Here is a 25588-nt window from a genome sequence, read left to right as displayed (position 1 = left end):
TATAGGTGTGGAAGCGACGAACCAGAGGTCGACCGCAGGGGGCTGGTGGGCAGCGTCAGATGTGTCGGACAGACAGGGGACAGGTCGGTGGTGCGGATCGAGGCCGAAGCGTCGCCCAGGCCGAGGTCCACCAGCACCTCGATATCGGCGCCGGACAGATCGACCTCCCGCGCGCCGGGGGCACCGGCCCCGTCGACGCACACCGGGGCGCCGTTGAACGACACCGCGATCCGGTCGGGGTCCACCGTCACCGGGGCCATTCCGACGGCGGCGAGCACCCGGCCCCAGTTGGGATCCGAACCGAACAACGCGGTCTTGACCAGGCTGTCGCGGGCCACGACGCGGGCCACCGTGACCGCGTCGTCCTCCGAGGCGGCGCCGGCGACGGTGACCGTGACCCGTTTGGTGACGCCCTCGGCGTCGGCCTGCAGCTGCGCGCACAGGTCCTCGCACACCCGCAGGATCGCCGCGTCCAGCTCGGCCTGGGTGGGCGTGATCGCGCTGGCGCCCGAGGACATCAGCACCACGGTGTCGTTGGTCGAGCAGCTGCCGTCGATGTCGAGCCGGTCGAAGGTGTGCGCGGTGGCCCGGCGCAGGGCGGCGTCCAGCGCGGCCGGATCGGCCGCGGCGTCGGTGGTCAGCACGCACAGCATGGTGGCCAGCGACGGTGCCAGCATGCCGGCACCCTTGGCCATCCCGCCGACCGTCCAGTTGTCGCGGTGGTGCAGCGCAACCTGTTTGGGCACCGTGTCGGTGGTCATGATGGCGCGGGCGGCCTCTTCCCCACCGGTGAGTCCGCCGGCCATCTCGTGCACGATCTCGGTGACGCCGGAGAGCACCTTGTCCATCGGCAGCCGATCACCGATGAGCCCGGTGGAGCAGACCGCCACCTCGATGGCCCCGGTCTCGGTGCCCCAGTCCGACAGGGCCGCCGCGACCGCCTCGGCGGTGGCGTGGGTGTCCTGGAATCCGCCCGGGCCGGTGCACGCGTTGGCCCCGCCGGAGTTGAGGATCACCGCGCGCAGCCGTCCGGTGGTCAGCACCTGCTGGCTCCACAGCACCGGGGCGGCCTTGACCTGGTTGCGGGTGAACACCGCCGCCGCGGAGTAGTCGGGGCCCTCGTTGAACACCAGCGCCAGATCCAGGGCACCGGAGGCCTTGATGCCCGCGGTGATCCCGGTGGCCCGGAAACCCTCCGGGGCGGTGACGCCCTGGTTGCGCACCAGCCGGGCCGGCCCGCCGGCCACCTCGGGGCGGTTGGTCACGTCGGTCACGGCGCCACTCCCACGATCGAAAGTCCTTCGGTCTCCGGCCAGCCCAGCGCCAGATTCATCGACTGCACCGCCGCTCCCCCGGTTCCCTTGACCAGGTTGTCGATCGCGCACACCGCGACCAGGACCCCGGCGTCGGCGTCGAGGGCCACCGCGAGCTGGGCGGCGTTGCTGCCGAGCACCGCGCCCGTGCGGGGCAGCTGTCCCTCGGGCAGCAGATGGACGAAAGGTTCGGCGTCATAGGCCTTCTCGTAGGCCGCACGCAGCTGCGACAGCGGCGCCTCGGTGCGCGCGGTGCAGGTCGCCAGGATGCCGCGCGAGGTGGGGATCAGCACCGGGGTGAACGACACGCTCACCGGCTTGGCGGTGAGCGTGCGCAGCCCCTGGGCGATCTCGGGGGTGTGCCGGTGGGCCCCGGCGATGTTGTAGGCCCGCGCCGAGCCGATGACCTCGGAGCCCAGCAGGTCGACCTTGGCCGCCCGGCCCGCCCCGGAGGTGCCGCTGACGGCGACCACGGTGACGGCGGGCTCGACGAGGTCCTCGGCGACCGCGGGCAGCAGCGCCAGCAGCGCCGCGGTCGGATAGCACCCGGGGACCGCGACCCGCCGGGCGCCGCGCAGGGCCTCCCGGCCTCCGGGCAGCTCGGGCAGTCCGTAGGGCCAGCTGCCGGCGTGCGCCGAGCCGTAGAAGCGCTGCCACTCCGCGGCATCGGTGAGGCGGAAGTCCGCGCCGCAGTCGATCACCAGGGTGTCGGGACCCAGTTCTTCGGCGATCGCGGCCGAATGCCCGTGCGGCAGCCCGAGAAAGACCACGTCGTGCCCGCGCAGGGTGTCGGCGTCGGTGGGCTCGAGCACCCGGTCGGCCAACGGCAGCAGGTGCGGATGATGCTCGGCCAGGACGGTGCCGGCGCTGGCGGCGGCCGTCAGCGCGCCGATCCGCAGCCGTCCGTCGGCATAGGCGGGGTGGCCGAGCAGAAGCCGCAGGATCTCACCGCCGGCGTAGCCGCTCGCGCCGGCCAGGGCCACAGTCGTCATGCCGACGAGTCTGCATGGTTATGCATTGATACGCAAATGCATTATTCGTGTGGCTCCCGCTCGGCGGCGAAGGCCGGGTGGAACACCACGGTGCCGTGCGGGATAGGCCCCTCCAACGCCAGCGCCAGCACGTTCTCCGCGGGGACGTCGGCCACCGCGAGTTCCCCCGTGCTGGCGAAGCCGAACCGGCGGTAGTACCGCGGATCACCCACGAGCACGCAGCCCCGCGCACCCCGGGCGCGCAGCTCGGAAAACGCCGCGCGCACCAGCGCCGAACCGACGCCCTGGCGCTGGCGGTCCGGGCGCACCGACAGCGGCCCGCCGCCGTACCAGCCGCGCCGCGCGTCCCCGTCGACAGTCACCGGCGAGACGGCCAGGTGGCCCACGATCTGGCCGTCGGGCCGGTCCCCGTCGACGGCCACCAGTGACAGGGTGAGGGCCCCGGCGGCCCGCAGGGCCTCCACGATCGCGGACTCGGTCTGCCGGCTCTGCGGCACCTCGGCGAACGCGGCGTCGGTGATGTCGCGGATCGCGTCGATATCGGATTCGCGCTCGGGCCGGATGATCATCGGGCTCAGGCCCGCAGCGCCGCGCCCGTGGACGCCGCGGCGGCCTCCACGGCCGCCGCGCGGGCCGCGCTGGCCTCGTCCTCGGTCAGGGTGCGATCGGCGGCGCGGAACCGCAACGCCAGCGTCAGCGACTTGCGGCCCGCCCCGATCTGCGGGCCGGTGTAGACGTCGAACAGCGCGACGTCTTCGAGCAGCTCGCCGGCGCCGGCGCGGACCGCGTCGATCACCTCCTGTGCGGGCACGGTGTCCTCGACGACGAGGCTGAGGTCCTGGAACACCGCCGGGAAGGGCGACACCCGCGGCGCCGGCAGTGCGCCGACGATCGGGATGGCCTGCAGGTCCAGTTCCACCGCGCAGGTCCCCGCCGGCAGCCCGGCCCGTTCGACGACCGCCGGGTGCAGTTGTCCGGCGTAGCCGACGCCGACCCCGTCGACGAGCACCTCGGCGCAGCGCCCCGGATGCCACGGCAGCTCCTGGGCGGCGCGCAGGCTGACCTCCACCCCGCAGGCCCGCGCGATCACCCGCACCGCCTCGAACGCGTCGGCGGCCTCGGCGGGCCGGCCGGGGCCCCAGGGGCCGCGCCGCTCGCGCAAGCCGGTGAGCACGGCCCCGATGTGCACGGGCTGATCCGGCAGCGAGGCGTCGAGTGCGGCGATCTCCTCGTCGGTGGGCCGGCGGTCGGTCGGGATCCGCTCGACCGCGCCGGTGCGTTCGGTGGGCCGCACCACCTGGGCGATGCCGAACAGCGCGGTGTCCACCGCCCCCCGGGAGACGTTGCGCACCAGCGCTTCGAGCAGGCCGGGCAGCAGGGTGGTGGCCAGGTGCGGCCGGTCGGCCTCCAGCGGGTTGAGCACCGCGGTCGTGCGGCGGCGCGGGTCCTCGGCGGGCAGCCCCCAGGTGTCGAACACTCCGGTGGGCAGGAACGGTGTCGGCAGGATCTCGACGTAGCCCGACAGGGCCAGCGACTTGCCGACCGCACGCCGGCGCCGCTGGGCCGCGGTCAGGCCGCGGCCGGCCGGCGCCGCCGGCAGCACCGACGGGATGGCGTCAAGGCCCTCCAGGCGCAGCACCTCCTCCACCAGGTCGGCGGGCTGGACGAGGTCGGGCCGCCAGCTGGGCGGGGTGACCGCCAGTTCCGGGCCCTCGGAGCTCACCCGGGCACCGATCTGGGTCAGCCGGCCGATCGTGACCCCGTCGGCGTAGCCGATGCCCGCGGTCCGGTCGGGCAGGTCGACGGGCATCCGCACCACCGGGTGCGACCACTCCTCGCGGGGCGGCTCCCCGCGCCAGTCGGTCAGCGCCGGATCGACGGTGCCGCCGGCGATCTCGGCCAGCAGGGTCGCGCAGCGGTCCAGCGCGGCCACCGACACCGCCGGGTCGACCGTGCGTTCGTAACGCCGGCCGGCCTCGCTGACCAGGTGCAGCCGGCGCTGCGTGCGCGAGACCGCGGCGGGATCCCACACCGCGGCCTCCAGCAGCACATCGGTGGACTCCTCGGAGATCTCGGTGGTGCCGGCGCCCATCACGCCGCCGATGGCGGCGGTGGCGACGTCGTCGACGATCAGCACGTCGGCGGGGTCCAGCGTGCGGGTGACGTCGTCGAGGGTGACCACGGTCTCACCGGGGCGGGCGAAGCGGACCCGGAAACCGCCCTGGATGCGGGCCCGGTCGTGGGCGTGCATCGGATGGCCGAGCTCCAGCATGACGTAGTTGGTGACGTCGACGGCCGGCGAGATGGGCCGGATACCGCACAGCATCAGCCGTCGGCGCAGCCACCACGGCGACGCGGCGTGCTGGTCGATCCCGGTGACCGGCCGCAGGGCGAACCGGCTGACGCCGGTACCCGCGTCGATGGTCAGCGGCCAGGCCTCCCGGTCGGCGGGCAGCGCCGGCACCCGCGCCGGGTCGAAGGCGGGGTCGACGAAATCCAGGCCGTAGGCGCAGGCGATCTCACGGGCGAGCCCGCGCACCGACATGCAGTAGCCGCGGTCGGGGGTGATCGCCAGGTCGAACACCGTGTCGTCGAGTCCCAGCACGGCCAGGCCGTCGGCGCCGGGTTCGGCGGTGCCCGCCGGCAGCACCAGGATGCCGGAATGGTCGGCGCCCAGCCCCAGCTCGGCGGCCGAGCAGATCATCCCGTCGGAGAGCCGGCCGTAGGTCTTGCGGCTGCCGATGGTGAAGTCCCCGGGCAGGGTGGTGCCGGGAAGCGCCACGACCACCAGGTCACCGACGGCGAAGTTGGTTGCACCGCAGACGATGTCGCGATCCTGTGGCTCCCCCACATCGACGGTGCAGGCGCGGATGGGTTTCTTGAACTCGGTGAGTTCCTCGATTCCGGTGACCCGCCCCACCGTCAGCGGTCCGCTCACGGGCCCGAGCGCGATGACCTCCTCGACCTCGTGGCCGATGCGGATCAGGGCCTGCTCGAGCTCCGCGGCGGGCACGTCCCAGCCCGGGGCGCCTACGGCCACGACCTCGCGCAGCCAGCTGTAGGGAATCCGCATCAGGCACCCACCCCGAACGGCAGCGAGAAGCGGACGTCGCCCTCGACCATGTCGCGCATGTCCGGAATGCCGTTGCGGAACTGCAGCGTCCGTTCCAGGCCCATCCCGAAGGCGAAACCGGAGTACTCCTGCGCGTCGATACCGGCGGCGCGCAGCACATTCGGGTTGACCATGCCGCAGCCACCCCATTCGACCCAGCCCGCGCCGCCCTTTTTGTTGGCGAACCAGACGTCGACCTCCGCGGAGGGCTCGGTGAACGGGAAGAAGTGCGGCCGGATTCGGGTCCGCGCCTCCGGACCGAACTCCGAGCGGGCGAACGCGTCCAGGGTGCCCTTGAGGTGGGCCATGGTCAGCCCCCGGTCCACCGCCAGCCCCTCGACCTGGTGGAAGACCGGGGTGTGGGTGGCGTCGAGCTCGTCGGTGCGGAAGGTGCGTCCGATGGAGACGATGTAGACCGGCAGCTCACGGGCCAGCAGCGTGCGTACCTGCACCGGCGAGGTGTGGGTCCGAAGCAGTTGGCGCGAGCCCTCCGGCGCGATGTGGAAGGTGTCGGACTCGCTGCGCGCCGGATGGTCCGGCGGGAAGTTCAGCGCGTCGAAGTTGAACTGCTCGGTCTCCACCTCGGGGCCCTCGGCCAGCTCCCAGCCCATCGCGATGAAGGTGTCGGCGATGTGCTCGGCCAGGATGGTGATCGGGTGCCGGGCGCCGACGGGCTGCCGGGTGGAGGGCAGCGTGACGTCGATGCGCTCGGCCACCAGCACCGCCGCGTCCCGTTCGGCGCGCAGCACCTCCAGCCGCGCGTCGAAGCTCTGCTGGGCCTCCGACCGGGCCACGTTGACCCGCCGGCCCGCGTCGGCGCGGTCGGCCTTGGGCAGCCGCGCGAGGGCCTGCCGGGCCAGCGCCAGCGGCGAGCGGTCACCGAGGTGCTCGGTCTTGGCCCGGGCCAGCGCGTCGAGATCACCGGCGTCGGCGAAGGCGTCGCGGGCGGCACCGAGGGCCGCGGTAAGCGCCTCCTCCGACACGGTGGAGAGGTCGGCGACCTCCTGGGGTGTGTCACCCACGCGGTGCGGCTCCTCACGTCGTCACAAGGCCGCCGAGCGCGCTCGACGGCGGGCGGCCCTCGGCTCGGGCCGGATGCAGGTGCCGATCATATGTGATGGACCCGGCGCGCCACGCGGCCGTTTCCCGGTGGCCGACTCGACGGTTTCCCGATGGCCGGCTCGACGGTTTCCCGATGGCCGGCTCGACGGTTTCCCGATGGCCGGCTCGACGGTTTCCCGATGGCCGGCTCGGCCGGGGCCGCGGCCCAGCGCTACCCTCGGCGCCGTGGCCAGACCCGCCGTCGTCCTCGCCGTCTGGGCGCTGGCCGCGCTCTGCGCGCTGGCGGCGCTGACCGCCGCCGCCGGGTGGTGGCTGCCGGCCGTCGCACTGGGCGCACTGGCCGCGCTGGGCACGTGGGATCTTCTGCAGACCCGCCACACGATCCTGCGGGCCTACCCGATCATCGGTCACACCCGCTACCTGATGGAGATGATCCGCCCGGAGTTCCGTCAGTACTTCGGGGAGTCCAGCACCGGCGGCACCCCCTTCGACCGCGAGACCCGGGACATGGTCTACGAGCGCGCCAAGGGCATCAAGGGCGAGGAACCGTTCGGCACCGAGCGTGACGTCACCGTCCCCGGGTACGAGTTCCTGCGACACTCGCTGCGCGCCCGCTTCGCCGAGGATCCCGCCCCGCGGATACGGGTGGGCGGCCCGGACTGCGCGCAGCCCTACGAGATCGCCCTGCTGAACGTGTCGGCGATGAGCTTCGGGGCGTTGTCGGGCAACGCCGTCGAGGCGCTCAACGGCGGTGCGGCGCGCGGCGGATTCGCCCACGACACCGGCGAGGGCGGCATCAGCCCCTACCACCTGCGGCCCGGCGGCGACCTGATCTGGGAACTCGGTTCGGGCTACTTCGGGTGCCGCGACGCCGACGGCAACTTCGATCCCGCCCAGTTCGCCGAGAAGGCCGCGCTGCCCGCGGTGAAGATGATCTCGGTCAAGCTGTCCCAGGGCGCCAAACCCGGCCTGGGCGGGGTGCTGCCGGGGGTCAAGGTCAGCGCCGAGATCGCCGCCACCCGCGGCGTCCAGCAGGGCCGCACCGTGATCTCACCACCGTCGCATCCGGCGTTCTCCACACCGCTTGAGCTGATCGACTTCCTGGTGCAGCTGCGCCGGCTCTCCGGCGGTAAGCCCGTGGGCTTCAAACTGTGTGTGGGCGCCCGCACGGAATTCCTGTCGATCTGCAAGGCGATGCTGGCCACCGGCGTGACCCCCGATTTCGTGATCGTCGACGGCTCCGAGGGCGGCACCGGTGCCGCCCCGCAGGAATTCGAGGACCACGTCGGAATGCCGCTGACCGAGGGACTGATGCTGGTGCACAACAGCCTGGTCGGCACGGGCCTGCGCGAACGGATCCGCGTCGGCGCCTCGGGCAAGGTCGCCAGCGGCGTCGACATCGTCAGCCGGATCTGCCAGGGCGCCGACTTCACGCTCTCGGCCCGCGCCATGATGTTCGCCGTCGGCTGCATTCAGGCCCTCAAGTGCCACACCAATCACTGCCCCACCGGGGTCACCACGCAGGACCCGGCGCGGGCCCGCGCCCTGCACGTCCCCGACAAGACCCAACGGGTGTTCCAGTTCCAGCGCGCCACGGTGGCCAGCGCGGCCCAGATCGTGGCGTCGATGGGCCTGGACGGCTTCGCCGACCTGGGACCCGAGATGCTCAACCGCCGCATCGAGACGCACGGCACCCGCACCTACGCCGAGATCTACGAGTGGCTCACGCCGGGTCAGCTGCTCGACCACCCGCCGCAGTCCTGGCGTGCGGACTGGATGCGGGCCTGCGCCGACGAATTCTGCTGAGCCGGGCGGCGCCTGAGTTAATCGTCCTCGTGGTCGTCCTGATGGTCGTTCTGATGTTCGCCGCCATACGGGTCGCCGCTGACGTCACGGCGCACCTTCAACCGGTACATCGCCAGGTCGGGAGGCACACCGGTGGACTTGGGCCCGAACACCTGCTTGCGTACCCGCCGGGCGGTTACGCCCATCGCCTCGAGCTGTTCCTCACCGATGCGCTCCAGGGTCGGGCCCGACACCATCACCCCGCCGCGGGTGGCCCGCTCCATCACCCGTGCGGCGATGTTGACGTCGACACCCAGCCAGTCCCCGCCGATGCGTTGCGGATGTCCGGTGTGCACGCCGAACCGCATCCGCGGTGTGTAGCCGTCGACCTCGACCCCGCGGATCGCGTCGCGGGCCGAGAGCACCGCGGCGACGGCGATGGTCGGCGCCGGGAACACGGCCATGATGCCGTCGCCGAGGCGCTTGACGATGTGACCGCCGCGGTTGAGCAGCGGTGGCTCCACGGCGGCGGCGACCTGACGCAACAGGCGCAGCGTGGCGTCGTCACCGGCCTGCAGCGACCACGCGGAGAAACCCACCATGTCGGTGAAGACGATGGTCACCTCCCGGTCGGCCGGGCGGCGTCCCACCCGCTCGGTGAGCGCCTGCCAGACCTGCAGGCCCGCGAGGCTGAATTCCCGGGAGGCGGCGTCGCGGTCGCCGAGCAGCCGGCCCGCCGCGCGGGCGGCCGCCCGCGGACCGCCCTCGCCTGCCATCGACAGCGGATCTCCGAATTCGGGGTCGCCGGGCAGCACCCGGCGCGCTCTGCGGATCAGGCCGACCAGGTTCGGATTGCGGTTGGTGTCATGCAGCCAGCCGGCCACTCCCCGCTGGTCCGCACCGTCGAGCCCACCGGCACCGGACTCCGGGTCGGTGCGCTCGGGGTCCATTTGCCACAGCGTAGGACCTCACGCGAGAGCCCGGCAACGCAGCGCGTCCCCGACCGTGCGTGCGCGGTGGGAACGCGCTGGTCACGCGTGCAGCGCGGCCCGATCGCCGCTCGGTAACAGCGGATGCGCCGCGCCGCGAAATCGTGGACAACGACTGTTGTCAACATTATCGTGAGGGCACCCGGCAGCCCTCAGGAGGACGCGATGAAGGCCACGTCGACGACCGCAGCCGCGGCGACACCCGCCGACCCGCGGGACCCGCAACCGCTCGGCCCGGATTCCCTGACCTGGAAGTACTTCGGAGATCTGCGCACCGGTCTGCTGGGGGTCTGGATCGGCGCCATCCAGAACATGTATCCGCAACTGGGCGCCGGGGTGGAGGACCACTCGATTCTGTTGCGCGAGCCGTTGCAGCGGGTGGCCCGCTCGGTGTACCCGATCATGGGCGTGGTCTACGACGGCGATCGGGCCGCCCAGACCGGCGCACAGATCAGGAGTTACCACCACACCATCAAGGGCACCGACACGCGGGGGCGCCGCTACCACGCCCTGAACCCCGAAACGTTCTACTGGGCGCATGCCACGTTCTTCATGATGGTCATCAACGTCGCCGAGTACTTCTGCGGCGGGCTCACCGAGGCCGAGAAGCGGCAATTGTTCGACGAGCACGTGCAATGGTACCGGATGTACGGCATGAGCATGCGCCCGGTCCCCTCGACGTGGGAGGACTTCCAGGAGTACTGGCGTCGGACCTGCCGCGAGGACCTGGAGATCAACCGGGCGACCCGGGACATCTTCACCATCCGCATTCCCAAACCCGGTTTCGTGCTGATGCCGACCCCGTTGTGGGACAACCTGTTCCGACCGCTGGTCGCCGGACAACGCTGGATCGCCGCGGGACTGTTCGACCCGGAGGTGCGCGAACGCGCCGGCATGCGGTGGACACCCGGGGACGAGATCCTGCTGCGCCTGCTCGGCAAGGCCGTCGAGGTCGCCTTCCTGGCCGTGCCCGACGAGATCCGCCTGCATCCTCGAGCCCTGGCCGCCTACCGTCGGGCCGCCGGGCGCGCCGCCCGGGACGCCCCGCTGGTGGAGCCCCCGTTCTTCATGGATCCCCCGCGTGACCGCAAGGGCATGCCGATGCACTACTTCCCTAGGCGGCGAACACTGTTCGCCCGTACACCCGCACCGGTGCCACCGCTGCCACGGGGCCTGGTCGAGGCCGCCGGCTCACTGGTGCATCACACGTTCTCGCTGGCCGGACTCCGCCCGGCGCGGGGGCGCCGCCCGGCGGCCTGATCGCTGGTTGCCCGGCCGGCTCGCCGTCGAGATCGGCCGGCGCGGCCTGCCCTAGGACTGCGCGCGGGCGCTCTGGTACAGACAGATGGCCGCGGCGGAGGCCACGTTGAGGCTCTCCGCGGACCCGGACATCTCGATACCGACTCGATGATCGGCCAGGGCGGCCTCGTCGGGTGAGAGCCCGTGGGCCTCAGACCCGAACAGCCACGCGGTCGGCGCGGTGAGCAGCTCCCCCGCCCGCCCCAGGGTCGTCTCGGCGTCGACGGTGGTCGCCAGCACCTGCAGGCCCGCGCCGTGCAGAACGTCGACCACCAGCCCCAGGTCGGGTTCGACGATCACCGGGACCGCGAAGATGCTCCCGGTGGAGGCCCGCAGGCATTTGCCGTTGTAGGGGTCGACGCTGTGGCCCGCGAACACCACCGCCGCGGCGCCCATCGCGTCGGCCAGCCGGATCAGGGTTCCGGCGTTGCCGGGCTCGCCGACGCCGACGGCCACCACCACCAGCCGGGCCCCGGCACAGACCCGGTGCAGATCGGTCTCCGGCGGGCGGCACACCGCGACCAGCCCGGGGGGTGTGACGGTGTCCGACAGCGCCTTGGCCGCCCGTTCGGTCATGGCGTGCAGCGGGATCCGCGGGTGTGCGGCAGGCGGGCCGGCGAGCAGGTCGGCCAACAGAGCACGGTGGCGCAGGGCCGCCTCCTCGGTGACGAACACCTCGATGACGAGACCGCGCTCCAGCGCGGCCTCGACGAGGTTGGGCCCCTCGGCGAGGAAGCGCCCGGCACGTTTTCGGCCCGCGTGGCGCAGCAGTTTCGCTGCGGCAACCACGCGGGCCGAACGTTCGGTCAGGGCCGGGCCGGGGACCGGGGTCAGGCAGCCTCTCCCGACGGTGCGTTGACATCCTCGGGCAGCGCGGCGCGGGCCGCCTCGACGAGCGCGGTGAACGCGGCCGGATCGCTGACGGCGATCTCGGCGAGGTTCTTGCGGTCCACCTCGATACCGGCGGCCTTGAGCCCCTGGATCAGCCGGTTGTAGGTGATGTCGTTGGCGCGGGCGGCGGCGTTGATCCGCGAGATCCACAGCTTGCGGAACTCACCCTTGCGGGCACGGCGGTCCCGGTAGGCGTAGGTCAACGAATGCAGCTGCTGCTCCTTGGCCTTGCGGTAGAGCCGGGAGCGCTGACCGCGGTAGCCCTTGGAGGCCTTGAGGACTGTGCGCCGCTTCTTCTGGGCGTTGAGTGCGCGCTTCACGCGTGCCATGGGATGTTCCTAATCTCGGTGGTCGGTGTTCGGGTGTTCAGTGGAAGCGGCTGCGCTCAGCCGTTCAGCATCTTGTTGACGCGCGCGACGTCGGTTGCGGCGACGGCGGTACGTCCGTCGAGACGACGGGTGCGCTTGCTGGGCTTGTGCTCCAGCAGGTGGCGGCGGTTGGCCTTCTGCCGGACGATCTTGCCGGTTCCGGTGCGGCGGAATCGCTTGGAAGCACCGCTATGCGTCTTTGCCTTGGGCATGGATCCTCAGTTCGTTGTGTTGGTTTCACGGGTGCCGTCGCGTGACGGCGGGGTCTGTGGCAGCGCAGCCGCTCAGGCCTGGGGCGCCTCGGCCGCGGAGTCGTCGTCGCCCTGTGCCGGCGCACCCCCGGCCTGCTGTGCCGCCTTGGCGCGAGTCTTGGCGCCGCGGTGCGGCGCGAGCACCATCGTCATGTTGCGGCCGTCCTGCTTGGCGGACGTCTCGACGTAGCCGTAGTCGGCCACGTCGGCGCCCAGGCGCTGCAGGAGGCGGTAGCCCAGCTCGGGCCGGGACTGCTCACGGCCGCGGAACATGATCGTCACCTTGACCTTCGAGCCTGCTTCGAGGAAGCGGACCACGTGGCCCTTCTTCGTCTCGTAGTCGTGGTCGTCGATCTTGGGACGCAGCTTCTGTTCCTTGACGACGGTCTGCTGCTGGTTCTTGCGAGACTCGCGTGCCTTCTGTGCCGTCTCGTACTTGAACTTGCCGTAGTCCATGATCTTGCAGACCGGCGGCCTGGCGTTCGGTGCGACTTCGACGAGATCCAGATCGGCGTCCGCGGCGACGCGGAGTGCATCTTCGATGCGCACGATGCCTACCTGCTCCCCGCCAGGGCCGATCAGTCGGACTTCAGGTACACGAATGCGCTCGTTGACGCGGGTCTCAGTGCTGATGGGGCCTCCCTCATTGTTCCTGTGGTCGGGCCGTGCCATGCGGACGGGAACAGCCCTCGGGATACCACACCATCAGCGCTGCTCATCGAGCAGAAAGGCCCTGCACGAAGCAGGGCCCGAGCCGACCGGTCGCGGCGACAAACCGCCTGCGCCGGAGTAACCTCCGTACGCAGAACCGGCACCCGGTGGTGCCGATGACCGGACCGCTGAGCCTGCCGACGAATCGGTGGCCAACGGTGGGAGCGGAACTCCACTTGCTGTCCCTGGCGTACGCCGGGACGGTCGCGCATGCCAGTCTAGCAGGCATGACCGATGATCCCAGAATCGCGACCGGGGACGCCGACGGTGCGCGGCCCGGCAATCCCGGAGCGGTGCGCGACCTTGCCGAGATCCCCGCCGTCGAGGTGATCACCCGCGCGGCGGTGATGCTGATGAGCGCCGCCGCCGAGAAGCTCGGCCTGGCCCCCGACGATACGGGTGACCCCGAGTCCACCCCGCACCGCGATCTCGATGAGGCGCGCCGGCTGATCACCGCGCTGGCCGGGCTGGTGTCCGCCTCGGCGGAGTACCTGGGGCCGCACGCGGGTCCCGTGCGCGACGGCCTGAAGAGCCTGCAGTTGGCGTTCCGCGAGGGCAGCGTGGCGCCCGACGAACCCGGGCAGGGACCGGGCGAGAAGTACACCGGGCCGGTCTGGTAGCCCGGCGGCACCTGTCACCCGCGCCTGCCACGTGTTTCGCGGGTTGAGGGCATATCCTCGCGGCCTATGACCCTCGTGAGCCGCCGCACACCGACGTCGCGGCCGGGACCCCGGGTGCAGTGGGTTCCCGCCGCCGCCGGCTGGACGGTGGGCATCGTGGCCACGCTGTCGTTGGTCGCCAGTGTCTCCCCACTGGTGCGGTCCCTGATCCGGGTTCCGCGGGAGTTCGTCAACGACTATCTGTTCAACTTTCCCGACACCAGCTTCGCGTGGGCGTTCGTGCTGGCGCTGCTGGCCGGCGCGCTGGCGGCACGCAAACGCATCGCCTGGTGGGTTCTGCTGCTGTACATGGTGGCCGCGATCGGCTGGAACCTGGCCGACCTGCTGCCCGGGCCGGCGGCCCCGGAATCGGTCGTCGAGGAGATCGGCGAGTTCATCGGGTTGGCGTTTCACCTGGCCGCCGTCGCCTTCCTGATCCCGGCGCGCCATCAGTTCTCGGCCCGGGTGCGCCGCGGGGCCCTGTTCAAGGCGGCCGCGGTGCTGGTGGCCGGCATGGCCGTGGGCACCCTGATCGGGTGGGGTCTGATCGAACTGTTCCCCGGCAGCCTGACCCGGGGCGGCCGCTTCTTCTACGCGCTGAACCGGGTGAGCGCCTTCGCCGGGGCCGACCCCGACAGCTTCACCGGGGAACCGCACGTCCTGGTCAACGCGGCGCTGGGCCTGTTCGGGGCGCTGGCGCTGATGACCGCGGCGATCGTGCTGTTTCAGTCCCAGCGGGCCGACAACGCGCTCACCGGTGAGGACGAGTCGGCGATCCGCGGTCTGCTGGAGCTCTACGGCAAGAACGACTCACTGGGCTACTTCGCCACCCGGCGCGACAAGTCGGTGGTGTTCGCCCCCAGCGGCCGTGCCGCCATCACCTACCGCGTCGAGGTCGGGGTGTGCCTGGCCAGCGGCGACCCGGTCGGCGATCCGCGGGCCTGGCCGCAGGCCATCGCGGCGTGGCTGCAGCTGTGCCAGACCTACGGTTGGGCTCCGGGGGTGATGGGCGCCAGTTCGGCCGCGGCCCAGGCCTTCCGGGAGGCCGGGCTCAATGCGCTCGAGCTCGGCGACGAGGCGATCCTGCACCCCGACCGGTTCCGGCTCTCCGGTCCCGACATGAAGCCGGTCCGCCAGGCCGTGACCCGCGCCAGACGCGCCGGGCTGACAGTGCGGATCCGCCGGCACCGCGAACTGTCCGCCGAGGAGATGGCCCGGGTGATCGCCCGCGCCGACGCATGGCGCGACACCGAGACCGAACGCGGCTTCTCGATGGCGCTGGGCCGGCTCGGGGATCCCGCCGACGAGGACTGCCTGCTGGTCGAGGCGGTCCACGACGGTGACGGTGGCGGTGGCGACCACGGTGGCGGCGAGGTGGCCGCCATGCTGTCGCTGGTGCCCTGGGGCACCACCGGGGCGTCCCTGGATCTGATGCGCCGCTCACCGCAATCCCCCAACGGCACCATCGAGCTCATGGTCAGCGAGCTCTGCGGGCAGGCCGAGGAACTCGGCATCAACCGGATCTCACTGAACTTCGCGATGTTCCGCTCCGCGTTCGAGGAGGGCGCCCAACTGGGCGCGGGCCCGGTGGCCCGGCTGTGGCGCGCACTGCTGGTGTTCTTCTCACGCTGGTGGCAGTTGGAGACGCTGTACCGGTCCAACATGAAGTACCTGCCCGAATGGGTGCCCCGCTACGCCTGCTACGAGGACGCCCGGCTGGTGCCGCGGGTCGGGGTCGCCTCGGTGATCGCCGAGGGCTTCCTGGTGCTGCCGTTCAGCCGGCGGGCCAAGCAGCACACCGGAAACCATCCGGCGGTACCCGACAGCCTCTCCGGCAGCGGCGCGCTGCACCGGGACGGCAGCGCTCCCGAGCCCGGCCGCCTGGCGCTCGACGCGCCCGGCGATTCGGAGGCGACCGCGCGGCTGCCCGAACAGGTCCGCGTGCGGATGGCCAAGCTCAGATCCCTGCAGAGCCAGGGGGTGGACGCCTACCCGGTCGGGCGTGCACCGTCGCACACGGTGACCGAGGCCCTGCGGTGCCCGGACGGCACCGCGGTCACGGTGGCCGGGCGGATCCTGCGGATCCGCGACTACGGCGGGGTGCTCTTCGCCCAGCTCCGGGACTGGTCGGGCGAAACCCAACTGCTGCTTGACGACTCCGTGCTCGCCGACGGACACATCGCCGCGTTCACCGCGGCCATCGACCTGGGCGACCTGATCGAGGTGACCGGCGTGCGCGGCGCCAGCCGCAACGGCACCGCGTCGGTGCTGGTGCACTGCTGGCGGCTGATCGGCAAATGCCTGCGGCCACTGCCGGACAAGTGGAAGGGCCTGACCGACCAGGAGGCCCGGGTGCGGGCCCGCTATGTGGACCTGGCGGTCAACACCGAGGCGCGCGACCTGATCCGGGCCCGCAGCCAGGTACTGCACTCCATCCGGGAAACGTTGGTGGGCAAGGGTTTCCTGGAGGTCGAGACCCCGATCCTGCAGCAGATCCACGGTGGGGCCAACGCCCGGCCGTTCACCACCCACATCAACGCCTACGACCTGGATCTGTATCTGCGGATCGCTCCCGAGCTCTACCTCAAACGGTTGTGTGTGGGCGGGGTGGAGCGGGTGTTCGAGCTGGGCCGCGCATTCCGCAACGAGGGCGTGGACTTCAGCCACAACCCGGAGTTCACGCTGCTGGAGGCCTACCAGGCCCACGCCGACTACCGCACCTGGATCGACGGGTGCCGGGAACTGATCCAGAACGCCGCGACCGCCGCCAACGGTGCGCCGGTGGTGCTGCGCCCGCGCGCCGACGGCACCCTGGAACCGGTGGACATCTCCGGACCGTGGCCGGTGAAGACGGTGCACGAGGCGGTGTCGGAGGCGCTGGGAGAACACGTCGACGCCGGCACCGATCTGGCCACGCTGCGCCGGCTGTGCGAGCGGACCGGCATCGCCTACCAGCGCCAGTGGGATCCCGGCGCGGTGGTGCTGGAGATGTACGAGCACCTGGTGGAGGACCGCACGCAGGCGCCCACCTTCTACACCGACTTCCCCACCTCGGTGTCGCCGTTGACCCGCCCGCACCGGGACAAGCCGGGGGTGGCCGAGCGCTGGGACCTGGTGGCCTGGGGGGTCGAGTTGGGCACCGCCTACAGCGAACTCACCGACCCGGTGGAGCAGCGGCGCCGGCTTCAGGAACAGTCCCTACTGGCCGCCGGCGGCGATCCGGAGGCGATGGAACTCGACGAGGACTTCCTGCAGGCGATGGAGTACGCCATGCCCCCCACCGGGGGCATTGGCATGGGTGTCGACCGCGTCGTCATGCTCATCACCGGCCGCAGCATCCGGGAGACGCTGCCCTTCCCGCTGGCCAAGCCACGCTAACGGGGACGGGCGGTTCAGCGACGCTCAATACAGCGATTCGGTGGCCAATCGCTCGGCCAGGAAGGAACTCTCGGTCGGCCGGGCCAGCCGCGCACGGGCGAAGGTGCGCACCCGGGACCGTGCCTCGGGGGTCTCGGTCGGCGCGTCGGCCGGGGCTCCGATCGTCACGACGGTCCTCGACCAGTCGTGGTTCCAGGCGGCGGCCTCGCCGGCGGGCCGCTGCCCGTCGTGGAGCGGCAGGACGGCTCTGCCGGTGCTGTCCAGAACCCCCGCGGCGACAAGTCCTCCCGAGCTCAACCGGACCGCGACCCCGGCGGCATCACCGGCCTCCTGCAACGCCACCTCGACCGTGCCCGTGACGGCGCCGGCCGCCGCGTCGATTCGCCAGCGCACGGTGTTCTCGGCGGCGTCGAACATGCCGGCGGGCACCCTCGACCACGACAACGACCCCGCTCCCCGTGCGATCGCCGCCGCGGTCGGCGCGCCGCCGCCGGCAAACAGCGCATAGTCGTCGCGCGACCGGGCCGCGGCCGGCACCGGGGGCGGGGGCGGGGGCGGGCCGACACCGACGTCGTCGGCGATCGCCAGTGCGGCGCCGGCGATATCGCGAACGCGGGAGTCTGTACCGCCGAGGTGGCGGACCAGCGCGGGCGTGTGGGCTGCCAGCAACGGGGCCAGATCCGAATCCAGGGTCTCGCCGGTGAAGAACTGCTCGGCCGCCACGGTCAGCACCGCGATCTCCGCGGCGAGCAGCGCCGGATCCAGTGCGGCGATGCCGTCGAGGCGACTGGCGGGCCACCAGCGCAGCAACCAGTGCCCCAGCGCGAGCCGGTGCACCGGCGCGAACACCGCTGGATCCGGGCGCACCCCGGGCACCTCGATCATCGGCTCGGCAGGATCACTCCGCCCGAGCGCGGCCAGCAGTGCCACGTGTCCACGAACGCCGACCGCCTGCCACAACCAGTCGGCCCGGCCGGGGTCGGTGAACGTCATCGACGGCGCCGCGCCGCCGGCCCCGGCGTCGACCGTCCACTCCAGGACCGCGCCGCCGACCTCCAGGACGGCCACCAGCGGCGGCCCCTCCACGACGTCATCGGTGCGCCACAGCCCGTCCTGCCGGAGAAGCCTCATCGCGCCTCCACGGCGGTCAGCATCGATTTGATCCGCTGACGGTGATCCAGACTGACCGAACGGGCGATGCCGGCCAGCAGGGCGCGCACATCCTCGACGTCGCCGCAGGATTCCTGCCACACGTCGCGGCCGTGCAGCCGCGCCCACAATCGGCCCAGATACGGTCTGGCGAAACAGGCCAGCTCGTCGATCACCGCCTGCTGGCGGGGATGCACCGCGGCCCCGCCGACCAGGTGGCGGCGCGCCTGCAGGACGTAGGCCTCCTTGCGCAGGCGGGCGGCGATCTCGGCGCCCAGTGGGTATGCCGCAGGGGCGGATTCCTCGAGTGGTCGAAGCCCCGTGACCAACTCGATGCCGGCGATCAGGGTGGCCTGGCGGTCCTCGCCGAGCAGGCCCCACGGCGCGCAGGCGCGGTCGACTTCCTCGGAGCACAGCAACGGGATCGCGGGCAGCTCCTCGCGGTCGAGGACACGGCGCAGCGTCGCGCGCACCCGGTCGACCACCGATCGGTCCAGCGGCCGGTCCCCCACGCCCGCACCGATCAGCGGCGGCGGCTGTTGCGGTGCCACGGAACTGAGCCCGATGGCCACGATCGACCACCGTGCACCGGGATCCGCGCCGCGGATGCGGACGCCGAGGTTGTGGGGCGTGGGGTCGGCCACGAGCGCACGCCAAACCCGTTGCCGGGCCGCGTGGTCGCGGGCGGAGCCGGCGGCGCCGAGCACGGTCGCCAGCCCCGACAGGAACGGTGCGTCGAGGGCGCGATCGGCCCGAACGTCGCGCCAACCGCGGTCGAGCTGGGCTGCCAACCGGGAAAGGACCCCGGATTCGGCCAGATGCGCGTTGAGGGTCTCCACGGCGGTGCCGTCGCGTTCGGCATGCAGTGCCCCCAGGACCGATTCGGCGACCTCGGCGGCTCGGCCCGCGTCCGGGTCCGGGGGTCCCGCGGTGACCGCCAGCTCGAAGCTGATCGGGAAGTACAGTTCCTGCGCGTTCCCGGTGGTGATCCGCAACCGGCGCCGGGCCTGTTTGAGCACCGCGAACCACGCTGCCGCCGAGAGCAGTTGCGTCTTGTGCGCCACGATGGTGTCGAACAACGCCTGGGCGGAATCGGCCCCGACGACGGGCGTGCCGAAGTCCGGGTTGGCGCGCAGACGCAGCACCAGCGGATCGAGGATGCGTTTGACGGTGCGGCGCAACGGCGCGCCGTCGTGGCCGCTGAGCACCTCCAGGCCGGGGCCCAGCGCACGCCAGGCGGCGTCGATCACCGCGGCGCGCGGCTGATGCGCCGGAACCGGTGCGGTGCGGGTGTCCACCGGCTGCGGGCCGATGCTCATCGGCACAGCATAGGACGGCCCGAAAGTTGGGTTCGGTAGCCGACGGCGCGCCTCAGGCTGGGCGCCATGTTCGACGCGTCGCTGTCCGGGCTCGTGGCGCTGGCCGCGATCCTTGGTGTCATCCTCGCTGTCGCGGTGGTCTGCACACCGCTGTGGCACCCGGCCCGGCCCACCCGGCGACCGCCCGCGCCGACCGATATCGGAATCGGCACGGTCCGCACGGTTGCCGAACACATCGTCGTCGAGGTCGAGGGCGTCTGCGGGGACCGGTTCATCGGCCGGCTGCACGGCCCGCCGGCCGATGACATCCGGGCGGCGCTGCACCCGGGGGTCCTGGTGATGGTGGCCTTCGACCCGGCCAGCCGGGAACGGCTGACACTGGTCGACGACGTGCTCGCGGTGCGCGCGGCCCACCAACGGATGCTGCTGCGCACGGGGCTGCTGCGCGGCGGCCGGATCGATCTCATCCGCAGCGGTGTGCAGACGTGCGGTCTGGTGACGGCCTCGCGGACCACCGGCGAGATCCGATCACGGGTACCACGAGATCGAGCTCGACCTGATCGTGAGCAAGCCCGAGGGCGGACAGTTCGCCGCCCAGCAGACGGTGCTGCTTCCCGCCGACGCGGTCGGGGAGGTCGGCCCGGGCAGCGTGGTGGCCGCCTACTACCGGCCGGGCGACGAGACGGCGGTAGCGGTGTTGGTGCCCCCGCCGTGACGGTCAGCGCGCGCCGTCGACGGCGAACGTCGCCAGCGCGGCCCAGTGCACCGGGTTGGCGGTGCTCTCACCGTGGCGCCACCGGCGCAGCTGCGCGCGCTGCCAGTCGTTGACGGCACGCCCGGCATTCGGTTGGCGGTGGGCGTCGTCGACCGCGGCGACCAGGTTGGCCATCGGGTCGGCTCGGTGGCCGGGCGTCGGCGGGGCGAACCGGCCGAGGCCGACGGTGGTCGGCAGCGACCACAGCACCGCGGTGACCAGCTGCGCGCCGCCGAGCACCATCGCCGCGACCAGTCCCCGGGCCTCGTCGAAGCGGTAGTCGCCGGCCGATGCACACGCCAGCAGCGCCACCCGGGGTGGTATCGGCAGCCGCGCGGCGGTCACGTCGGCGGCGCGCAGGGGCCGCTCCTCGGCGAGATAGACCGCCGATCCCCCGGCCGCCTCGGCGCCGGCAACCGCATGCCCGACGAAGAGCAGCCGGGCCGGACCGGCCGCGAGCTGCGCGGCCAGCCAGGCCCGGTCGGCGTCGGCACGGCGGAACAGCTGCACCACATCGCCGACGTCGGGCAGCACCGCGCCCTGACCGACGTCCGGCGCGAAATGGCGGCCCAGTAGGGAGTCGGCCGACGGCCTGCCCAGGACCGAGCCCAACGCGGAGTCGGGCAGTTGTCCGGGCACCCGCGGGTCGAGGATCACCAGTGCCGGCCGGCCGGCACGTCGGTGCCAGCTCACCGCACGCCGGGGTGCGGCGGTGATCGCGACCGGGACCGCGAACAGGACATCGGCCAGCTCCAGCATCCGGCGTCCGTCGGTGAGCTCATCGGAATCGACGGTCGGCCAGGGGATGTCGGCGGGTTGACGTCCCGCGGTCGTCATCGCGGCCGCCCGGGCGCGCATCATCTCCGAGGCGCCGGGCCGCGCGGCCGGGACGGCCAGCAGCCCCCACGGGATCCGTGCCAACCGCGCGCTGGGTGCGACGAACAGCACCGCCCGGGTGTCACCGGCACAGGCCTCGAGCAGGCGCCAGGCGGCGGCGCTCAGCAGCAGCACCCCGAGCCGGTAGGCCAGCCCCAGCTCGTCGGCCCGGTTGGCGAAGGCGCCGCGCCGCAGCGCCCGATCGAGCGCCTCGACGGCTGTCTCGGAGTACCGCGGCTCGGGCAGCGCCGCCTCGAGCGCGGCCAGCGCCGTCAGCAGAAACGGCTCCTCGATCACCCAGGTGACGGTGCGCTGCGGCTGTCCGACCACGCGCAGCGAACCGTAGGTGACGATGCCCAGATCGGCGAAGCGCAGCACCAGGGTGGGCGTCCGGGTCACGGCCACGTCGGCCACGCTTCGGCGCCGCGGTCGCCCCCGCGCCCGTAGCGGCGGTGGGCCAGCTCCCGGTAGAACGCGAGGACGGGTTCGGCACCCGGATCCATCCGCAGGGGCGGCAGCGGCGCGAGCAGATCGGCCTGAGCCCCCGACGGCGACGAGGCCGCCGCGACCAGCGAGTGCTCGCCGTCATCGACCGGGATCGGAGCGGTCGCGGTGCTCGCCCAGCCGGCCGCGGGTCCGCCCGCCTGCTCGGGTTCCGCAAAAGCACCACGGGCGCAATGATATTCGATCAGTTCGGCCACCAACGGGGTGTTCTCGGCCTCCCAGGCCACCGCGAAGGCACCGGCCAGCGCGGGGGCGGAGACGCCGGCCGCCCAGGCGCTGCGGCACTGGGCGTCGGTGATCGAGTACCGCACGGAGTCGACGGCCAGCGCTGCCGGGATCTTCAGTTCGGCGGCCTTCGCGAGTGCGTACAGAGCGCGGCGACGCTGCCCGGCATCGGGGTCGGCATCGACGATCCCCAGCGAGGCGACATGGCGGAATTCCAGTTCCTCCCAGCTGGCCTCGGGGGTGCCCGCAGCGTCGAAGCCCAACTCGGCGAGGCCTCGCGCCCGGTGGAGGTTGCCGAGCTGGTCGTCGAGACGCGCGTACTGCAACCAACCGGCACACGCCGCCGCATCCAGGTGCGCGCGTGCCCGGGCGATCAGCGCCTCGGCCTCCGACCAGCGCCCGCAGAAGATCGGTATCCAGCTACGCTGCAGCAGGATCCGGTACAGGTGGATCGGTCTTGCGAGGTCGTGCCAGCACCGTTCGGCGTGCGCCCAGCATTCGTCGGCCCGCTCCAGCGCCCCGGTGGCCAGGGCGATCAGGCCCAGATACAGCCAGCACCGCCCCACGTCGTGAGCGCGGGCGTACTCGGCGATCACCGGGTAGGCCCCGGCGATCAGCCCTCCGGCGGCGTCGACGTCGCCGGTGGCCCAGCGACTGGCAGCCAGCTCGACCTCGGCGCGGGCCGCCTCCAGCCGCCAACCGCGGGCCTGCGCCCTGGCTCCGGCGCGCCGCAGCCACGGTTCGGCGTCACCGTATCGCCCCGTCTCGACGCAGAACCGCCCGTAGCCCAGACCCGCCTCGACATACAGGCGGTCGGGTTCGAGCCCGGCGCCGCCGGTGCGCTCGACATCGACCAGGACGGTGTGCACCTGGACCCACAGCGGCGCGGCCCTCGCGTGCAGCTCGTCGTCGCAGAGGCCGAACGCGCAGCGCACCCGGGCGGTCGTCAGGACCCGACGGTGCTCGGCCGCGAGGGACTCCGACGGCCCGGCCCGGTCCAACAGGGTCAGCACCGTTGCGGCGTCGTCGTGCCGGCCGGACGCGGCGGCCAGGGCGGCCTCCAGGCCCAGGGCGCGGTGTCGGTAGCGCTCGCACATGAGATCGACCTGTTCGGCGCTCAGGGTGACCTGCGCCGCCGCCTCGGGATTGCCTCCCGCCCGGATCGAGTCGTAGATCTCCAGGGCCGCCCAGATCCGTCCCACGCACTCCCGGGTGCCGTCGAAGGCGCTGCGCACCAGGTAGATCTCGGCCAGCTGGCTGAAGACCTCCAGCAGTTGGTCGTCCCGGTCGGCACGTTCGATCGCCGGCACCAGCGACAGCAGAAGATCACGCGCGGCCCCGGAATCACCGGCGAAGGCCAGGGCCCGTGCACGCGACAGTTCGGCGGCGACCGTCATCGCTGGATCATAGAAGCAGCGGCGGACGTGCTCGGCACGCCCGCCGCCACCGGTGAAGGGGACTATTCGCAGGTCACCGTGATCGTGAAATCCTTGGTGATCATCCCTGCCATCGGATTCTTCAGGTCGGCGCCCGCGGCCTGGCCGGTGATGGTGTAGGTGCTGCCGTCCACCTTGACCTCGGCCGCGCCGGTCTTGACGCCCATGTTGTCGGCCACCGCCAGCGCGTTGCCGTCGACGACCATGCCCAGCGACTCCACCTTCGGTGTGGCCTCATCGGTCATCACCACCCCGAGCCCTTGCTGGCCGCCGATCGCGGCGCTGGCCACGTTGATCTTGCCGCCCTGCTTCACGCAGGTCACCGAGTCCAGGTCGAGGCCGGGGAGATCCTGGCCGCCGACCTTGACCGAGGTCGACCCCCCACCGGCGACCTGGGTGGTGCCGGAGCCCGCGGCGCTGCTCGTGGACGGCCCAGAATCCTTGCCGTCCGAGCAGGCCGCCAGGGCGCCGGTCACGGCGGCCACGCCCAGCGCACCGGCCAGGGCCCGTGTCAGCATCGCGTTCATCGTCTGTGTTCCCTTCACTTTCGTGGTTCCCTTCCCTTTCGCGGCGCCGCGATCGGCGTCGCCGTATCACCAGTACAGAGCCGCCGCGGTGCTACCGATCCCAAGATTTCGCGGCGTAGGGTGAGGCCATGTCCGAGGACACGCGCAAGGACACGCGCAAGGATCAGCAGGGCTCGGCGGCGCCCGGCCCCGTCCCGGACCCCGCCGCGCCCGCCTACACACCGGACGGGGTGCCGACCTTCGAATCGGTGCGCGAGAAGATCGAAACCCGCTTCGGAACGGCGCTCGGTTCGGCCGAGCTGGCCCACGAGACACCCGAAGGCCGCCGCGTCGACGAGCAGTACGAGGCCCGGCAGAAGGCCGCCGCCGAGCGCCTGGAGCAGATCCGGGCGTCGATGGATCGCGGCGACGCCGAGGACCGACCGAGCTCCTGAGCCCGGGCACACCGGTGCGGCGGTGCCGCGTCGATCTCCCAGCGGCCTGACAGCCACCCGGCAGCTTGGCGGTCCACGATGTTGCGGTGATGCCGCCGACGTCGGAAGCCGCCGCGACTCTGCTCACGGACTGGCCGCTGCGGCTTGGACATCATCTGTCGCTGGTGTCGCTGATGCACGGCTGGCTGCCCGACCTCGTCCAGGTGCTCGCGGCGGCGGTGCTGCTGGCGGCCATCGACTGGCGTCACCCCCGCCGCTGGGCGTTGCGGCTGCCGGCGGCCCTGACGGTCGGGATCGCCACCGCCGTGCTGGTGCGCTGGTATCTGGCCCTTCAGGGGGTCACCGACGACCCGCCGACCCGATTCTGGGTCTGGATCGCGCTGACGGGCTCGGCGATCACGGCCGCAGTGCTGGGGTGGCCCGCTGCGCGATGGTGGCGGCGGGCCCTGTCCCTGCTTGCGGTCCCGGGCTGCCTGCTGGCCACCGCGCTGATGGTGAACCTCTGGGTGGGATACTTCCCCACCGTCACCTCGGCCTGGACCCAACTCACGGCGGGAGCTCTGCCCGACCAGCTCGATCACACCCGGGTCGCCGCGATGGCGGCGCTGCAGCAGGCACGACACTCGATCCCGCCGCGTGGTGCGCTGATACCGGTGTCGATTCCGTCGGACGCCTCCAGGTTCAAGCACCGCGGCGAGCTGGTCTACCTGCCCCCGGCCTGGTTCGCCACGAGCCCGCCCCCGGCGCTGCCGACGGTGATGATGATCGGGGGTGTGTTCGACACGCCCGCCGACTGGGTGCGCGCCGGCAATGCGATCGCCACGGTCGATGCGTTCGCCGCCGCTCACACCGGACACGCTCCGGTGCTGGTGTTCGTCGACGCCGGCGGAACGTTCAACAACGACACCGAGTGCGTGAACGGACCGCACGGCAACGCCGCCGACCACCTCACCGAGGACGTGGTCCCGTACCTGATCGCCCACTACGGAGTGAGCCCGGATCGTTCCCACTGGGGTGTGGTGGGCTGGTCGATGGGCGGCACGTGTGCCGTGGACCTGCTGACCATGCACCCCGAGAGGTTCCGGGCCATCGAGGACATCGCCGGTGACCTCTCCCCCAACCTGGGCGACAAACAGCAGACCATCGAGCGGCTCTACGGCGGCGACGCCACACGGTGGGCGGCCTTCGACCCGAGCACGGTGATCACCCATCACGACCGGTACCGCTCGATCGCGGCCTGGTTCGTCGTCAACGACCACCGAGAGGGGCACGACCCGGCCGGCGACCAGATGGTCGCCGCAGACACGCTGTGCGCCCTCGGCTCCGCCCACGGCATCGACTGTGCGGTGGGGACCCTGCCCGGCAGGCACGACTGGCCCTTTGCGGCCAGTGCGTTCACCGCCGGGCTACCGTGGTTGGCCGCGGTCCTGGGAACCCCGGGCGTGCCGGCCGTTGCGGTCCGGCCCGCCGTCGGTGCCCCGCTGCCGGCGGGCGCGCCGGCCCCGCCGGCCGGCCTCTGAGTCAGACGTCCGGGTCAGGCGTCCGGGTCAGGCC

At 72.2% G+C, this 25588-nt stretch carries 22 protein-coding genes; 7 read left to right on the top strand and 15 right to left on the bottom strand.

The window, feature by feature from the left end; genetic code table 11:
• From argJ to pheS, 5 genes are all read right to left on the bottom strand, one after another.
• Positions 1–1247: bifunctional glutamate N-acetyltransferase/amino-acid acetyltransferase ArgJ (gene argJ, locus CSR00_RS15050; RefSeq protein WP_099023223.1), on the bottom strand; the 1247-nt coding region annotated here is incomplete at its 3' end.
• A gap of 23 nt (positions 1248–1270) precedes the next feature.
• The gene (gene argC / locus CSR00_RS15045) at positions 1271–2305 is read right to left on the bottom strand and encodes an N-acetyl-gamma-glutamyl-phosphate reductase (protein WP_099023209.1); all 1035 of its coding nucleotides are present in this window, start codon (positions 2303–2305) and stop codon (positions 1271–1273) included.
• A gap of 41 nt (positions 2306–2346) precedes the next feature.
• Positions 2347–2874 carry a GNAT family N-acetyltransferase gene (locus tag CSR00_RS15040; protein ID WP_099023208.1) on the bottom strand — a complete coding sequence of 176 codons (528 nt, stop codon included), beginning with the start codon at positions 2872–2874 and terminating at the stop codon, positions 2347–2349.
• 5 nt (positions 2875–2879) lie between these two features.
• A complete protein-coding gene (pheT, locus tag CSR00_RS15035) occupies positions 2880–5378 on the bottom strand; it encodes a phenylalanine--tRNA ligase subunit beta (RefSeq protein ID WP_099023207.1) in 2499 nt (832 codons plus the stop codon).
• Entirely contained in the window at positions 5378–6439 is a 1062-nt protein-coding gene (pheS, locus tag CSR00_RS15030) for a phenylalanine--tRNA ligase subunit alpha (RefSeq protein WP_099023206.1), read from the bottom strand. The genes pheT and pheS overlap by 1 nt, the downstream gene beginning before the upstream one ends.
• Positions 6440–6704: 265 nt before the next feature.
• On the opposite strand from pheS, the gene CSR00_RS15025 reads away from it, so the two are divergent.
• The gene (locus CSR00_RS15025; protein ID WP_407662449.1) at positions 6705–8285 is read left to right on the top strand and encodes an FMN-binding glutamate synthase family protein; all 1581 of its coding nucleotides are present in this window, start codon (positions 6705–6707) and stop codon (positions 8283–8285) included.
• 17 nt (positions 8286–8302) lie between these two features.
• Here the strand turns inward: CSR00_RS15025 and CSR00_RS15020 are convergent, their stop codons facing one another.
• Positions 8303–9214, bottom strand: coding sequence for an adenylate/guanylate cyclase domain-containing protein (locus CSR00_RS15020; RefSeq protein ID WP_099023204.1), 912 nt, complete (start codon positions 9212–9214; stop codon positions 8303–8305).
• Between the two features lie 204 nt (positions 9215–9418).
• On the opposite strand from CSR00_RS15020, the gene CSR00_RS15015 reads away from it, so the two are divergent.
• The gene (locus tag CSR00_RS15015) at positions 9419–10513 is read left to right on the top strand and encodes an oxygenase MpaB family protein (protein WP_099023203.1); all 1095 of its coding nucleotides are present in this window, start codon (positions 9419–9421) and stop codon (positions 10511–10513) included.
• A gap of 51 nt (positions 10514–10564) precedes the next feature.
• Here CSR00_RS15015 and CSR00_RS15010 read toward each other — a convergent pair whose 3' ends face one another.
• The 4 genes from CSR00_RS15010 to infC form a co-directional block, all read right to left on the bottom strand.
• Positions 10565–11362 carry a TrmH family RNA methyltransferase gene (locus tag CSR00_RS15010; protein WP_099023222.1) on the bottom strand — a complete coding sequence of 266 codons (798 nt, stop codon included), beginning with the start codon at positions 11360–11362 and terminating at the stop codon, positions 10565–10567.
• 20 nt (positions 11363–11382) lie between these two features.
• On the bottom strand, positions 11383–11772 hold the full coding sequence (rplT, locus tag CSR00_RS15005) for a 50S ribosomal protein L20 (RefSeq protein ID WP_099023221.1): 390 nt from the start codon (positions 11770–11772) through the stop codon (positions 11383–11385).
• A gap of 56 nt (positions 11773–11828) precedes the next feature.
• On the bottom strand, positions 11829–12023 hold the full coding sequence (gene rpmI / locus CSR00_RS15000; RefSeq protein ID WP_099023202.1) for a 50S ribosomal protein L35: 195 nt from the start codon (positions 12021–12023) through the stop codon (positions 11829–11831).
• A 72-nt stretch (positions 12024–12095) separates the two neighbouring features.
• Complete coding sequence (gene infC / locus CSR00_RS14995; protein ID WP_099023201.1) at positions 12096–12734, bottom strand: translation initiation factor IF-3; 639 nt, start codon at positions 12732–12734, stop codon at positions 12096–12098.
• A 266-nt stretch (positions 12735–13000) separates the two neighbouring features.
• Between infC and CSR00_RS14990 the strand changes: the two genes are divergently transcribed.
• Positions 13001–13393, top strand: a complete 393-nt coding sequence (locus CSR00_RS14990; RefSeq protein ID WP_245906041.1) for a DUF1844 domain-containing protein — start codon at positions 13001–13003, stop codon at positions 13391–13393.
• A gap of 66 nt (positions 13394–13459) precedes the next feature.
• Complete coding sequence (lysX, locus tag CSR00_RS14985) at positions 13460–16810, top strand: bifunctional lysylphosphatidylglycerol synthetase/lysine--tRNA ligase LysX (protein ID WP_099023200.1); 3351 nt, start codon at positions 13460–13462, stop codon at positions 16808–16810.
• A 24-nt stretch (positions 16811–16834) separates the two neighbouring features.
• Here lysX and CSR00_RS14980 read toward each other — a convergent pair whose 3' ends face one another.
• The gene (locus CSR00_RS14980; RefSeq protein WP_099023199.1) at positions 16835–17941 is read right to left on the bottom strand and encodes a hypothetical protein; all 1107 of its coding nucleotides are present in this window, start codon (positions 17939–17941) and stop codon (positions 16835–16837) included.
• Positions 17938–19278, bottom strand: a complete 1341-nt coding sequence (locus CSR00_RS14975) for a hypothetical protein (protein ID WP_099023219.1) — start codon at positions 19276–19278, stop codon at positions 17938–17940. The genes CSR00_RS14980 and CSR00_RS14975 overlap by 4 nt, the downstream gene beginning before the upstream one ends.
• 562 nt (positions 19279–19840) lie before the next feature.
• Between CSR00_RS14975 and CSR00_RS30680 the strand changes: the two genes are divergently transcribed.
• A complete protein-coding gene (locus tag CSR00_RS30680) occupies positions 19841–19993 on the top strand; it encodes a hypothetical protein (RefSeq protein ID WP_176562068.1) in 153 nt (50 codons plus the stop codon).
• A 3-nt stretch (positions 19994–19996) separates the two neighbouring features.
• Here the strand turns inward: CSR00_RS30680 and CSR00_RS14970 are convergent, their stop codons facing one another.
• The 3 genes from CSR00_RS14970 to CSR00_RS14960 all read right to left on the bottom strand — a co-directional run bounded on the left by CSR00_RS14970 (position 19997) and on the right by CSR00_RS14960 (position 23588).
• Positions 19997–21322, bottom strand: a complete 1326-nt coding sequence (locus tag CSR00_RS14970) for a CHAT domain-containing protein (protein ID WP_099023198.1) — start codon at positions 21320–21322, stop codon at positions 19997–19999.
• Positions 21304–23034 carry a hypothetical protein gene (locus CSR00_RS14965; protein WP_099023197.1) on the bottom strand — a complete coding sequence of 577 codons (1731 nt, stop codon included), beginning with the start codon at positions 23032–23034 and terminating at the stop codon, positions 21304–21306. The genes CSR00_RS14970 and CSR00_RS14965 overlap by 19 nt, the downstream gene beginning before the upstream one ends.
• A gap of 62 nt (positions 23035–23096) precedes the next feature.
• Positions 23097–23588, bottom strand: a complete 492-nt coding sequence (locus tag CSR00_RS14960) for a lipoprotein LpqH (RefSeq protein WP_407662450.1) — start codon at positions 23586–23588, stop codon at positions 23097–23099.
• Between the two features lie 140 nt (positions 23589–23728).
• On the opposite strand from CSR00_RS14960, the gene CSR00_RS14955 reads away from it, so the two are divergent.
• Together CSR00_RS14955 and CSR00_RS14950 are read left to right on the top strand one after the other, a co-directional pair.
• Positions 23729–24034, top strand: coding sequence for a hypothetical protein (locus tag CSR00_RS14955; RefSeq protein WP_245906039.1), 306 nt, complete (start codon positions 23729–23731; stop codon positions 24032–24034).
• A gap of 89 nt (positions 24035–24123) precedes the next feature.
• Positions 24124–25554, top strand: a complete 1431-nt coding sequence (locus tag CSR00_RS14950; protein WP_218014490.1) for an alpha/beta hydrolase — start codon at positions 24124–24126, stop codon at positions 25552–25554.
• Positions 25555–25588 lie beyond the last annotated feature (34 nt).

The organism is Mycolicibacterium palauense, from assembly GCF_002592005.1.
GTDB classification, from domain to species: Bacteria; Actinomycetota; Actinomycetes; order Mycobacteriales; family Mycobacteriaceae; genus Mycobacterium; species Mycobacterium palauense.
The sequence above is the reverse complement of the archived record's forward strand: the minus strand, read 5'-3'. Positions and strand labels throughout refer to the sequence as shown.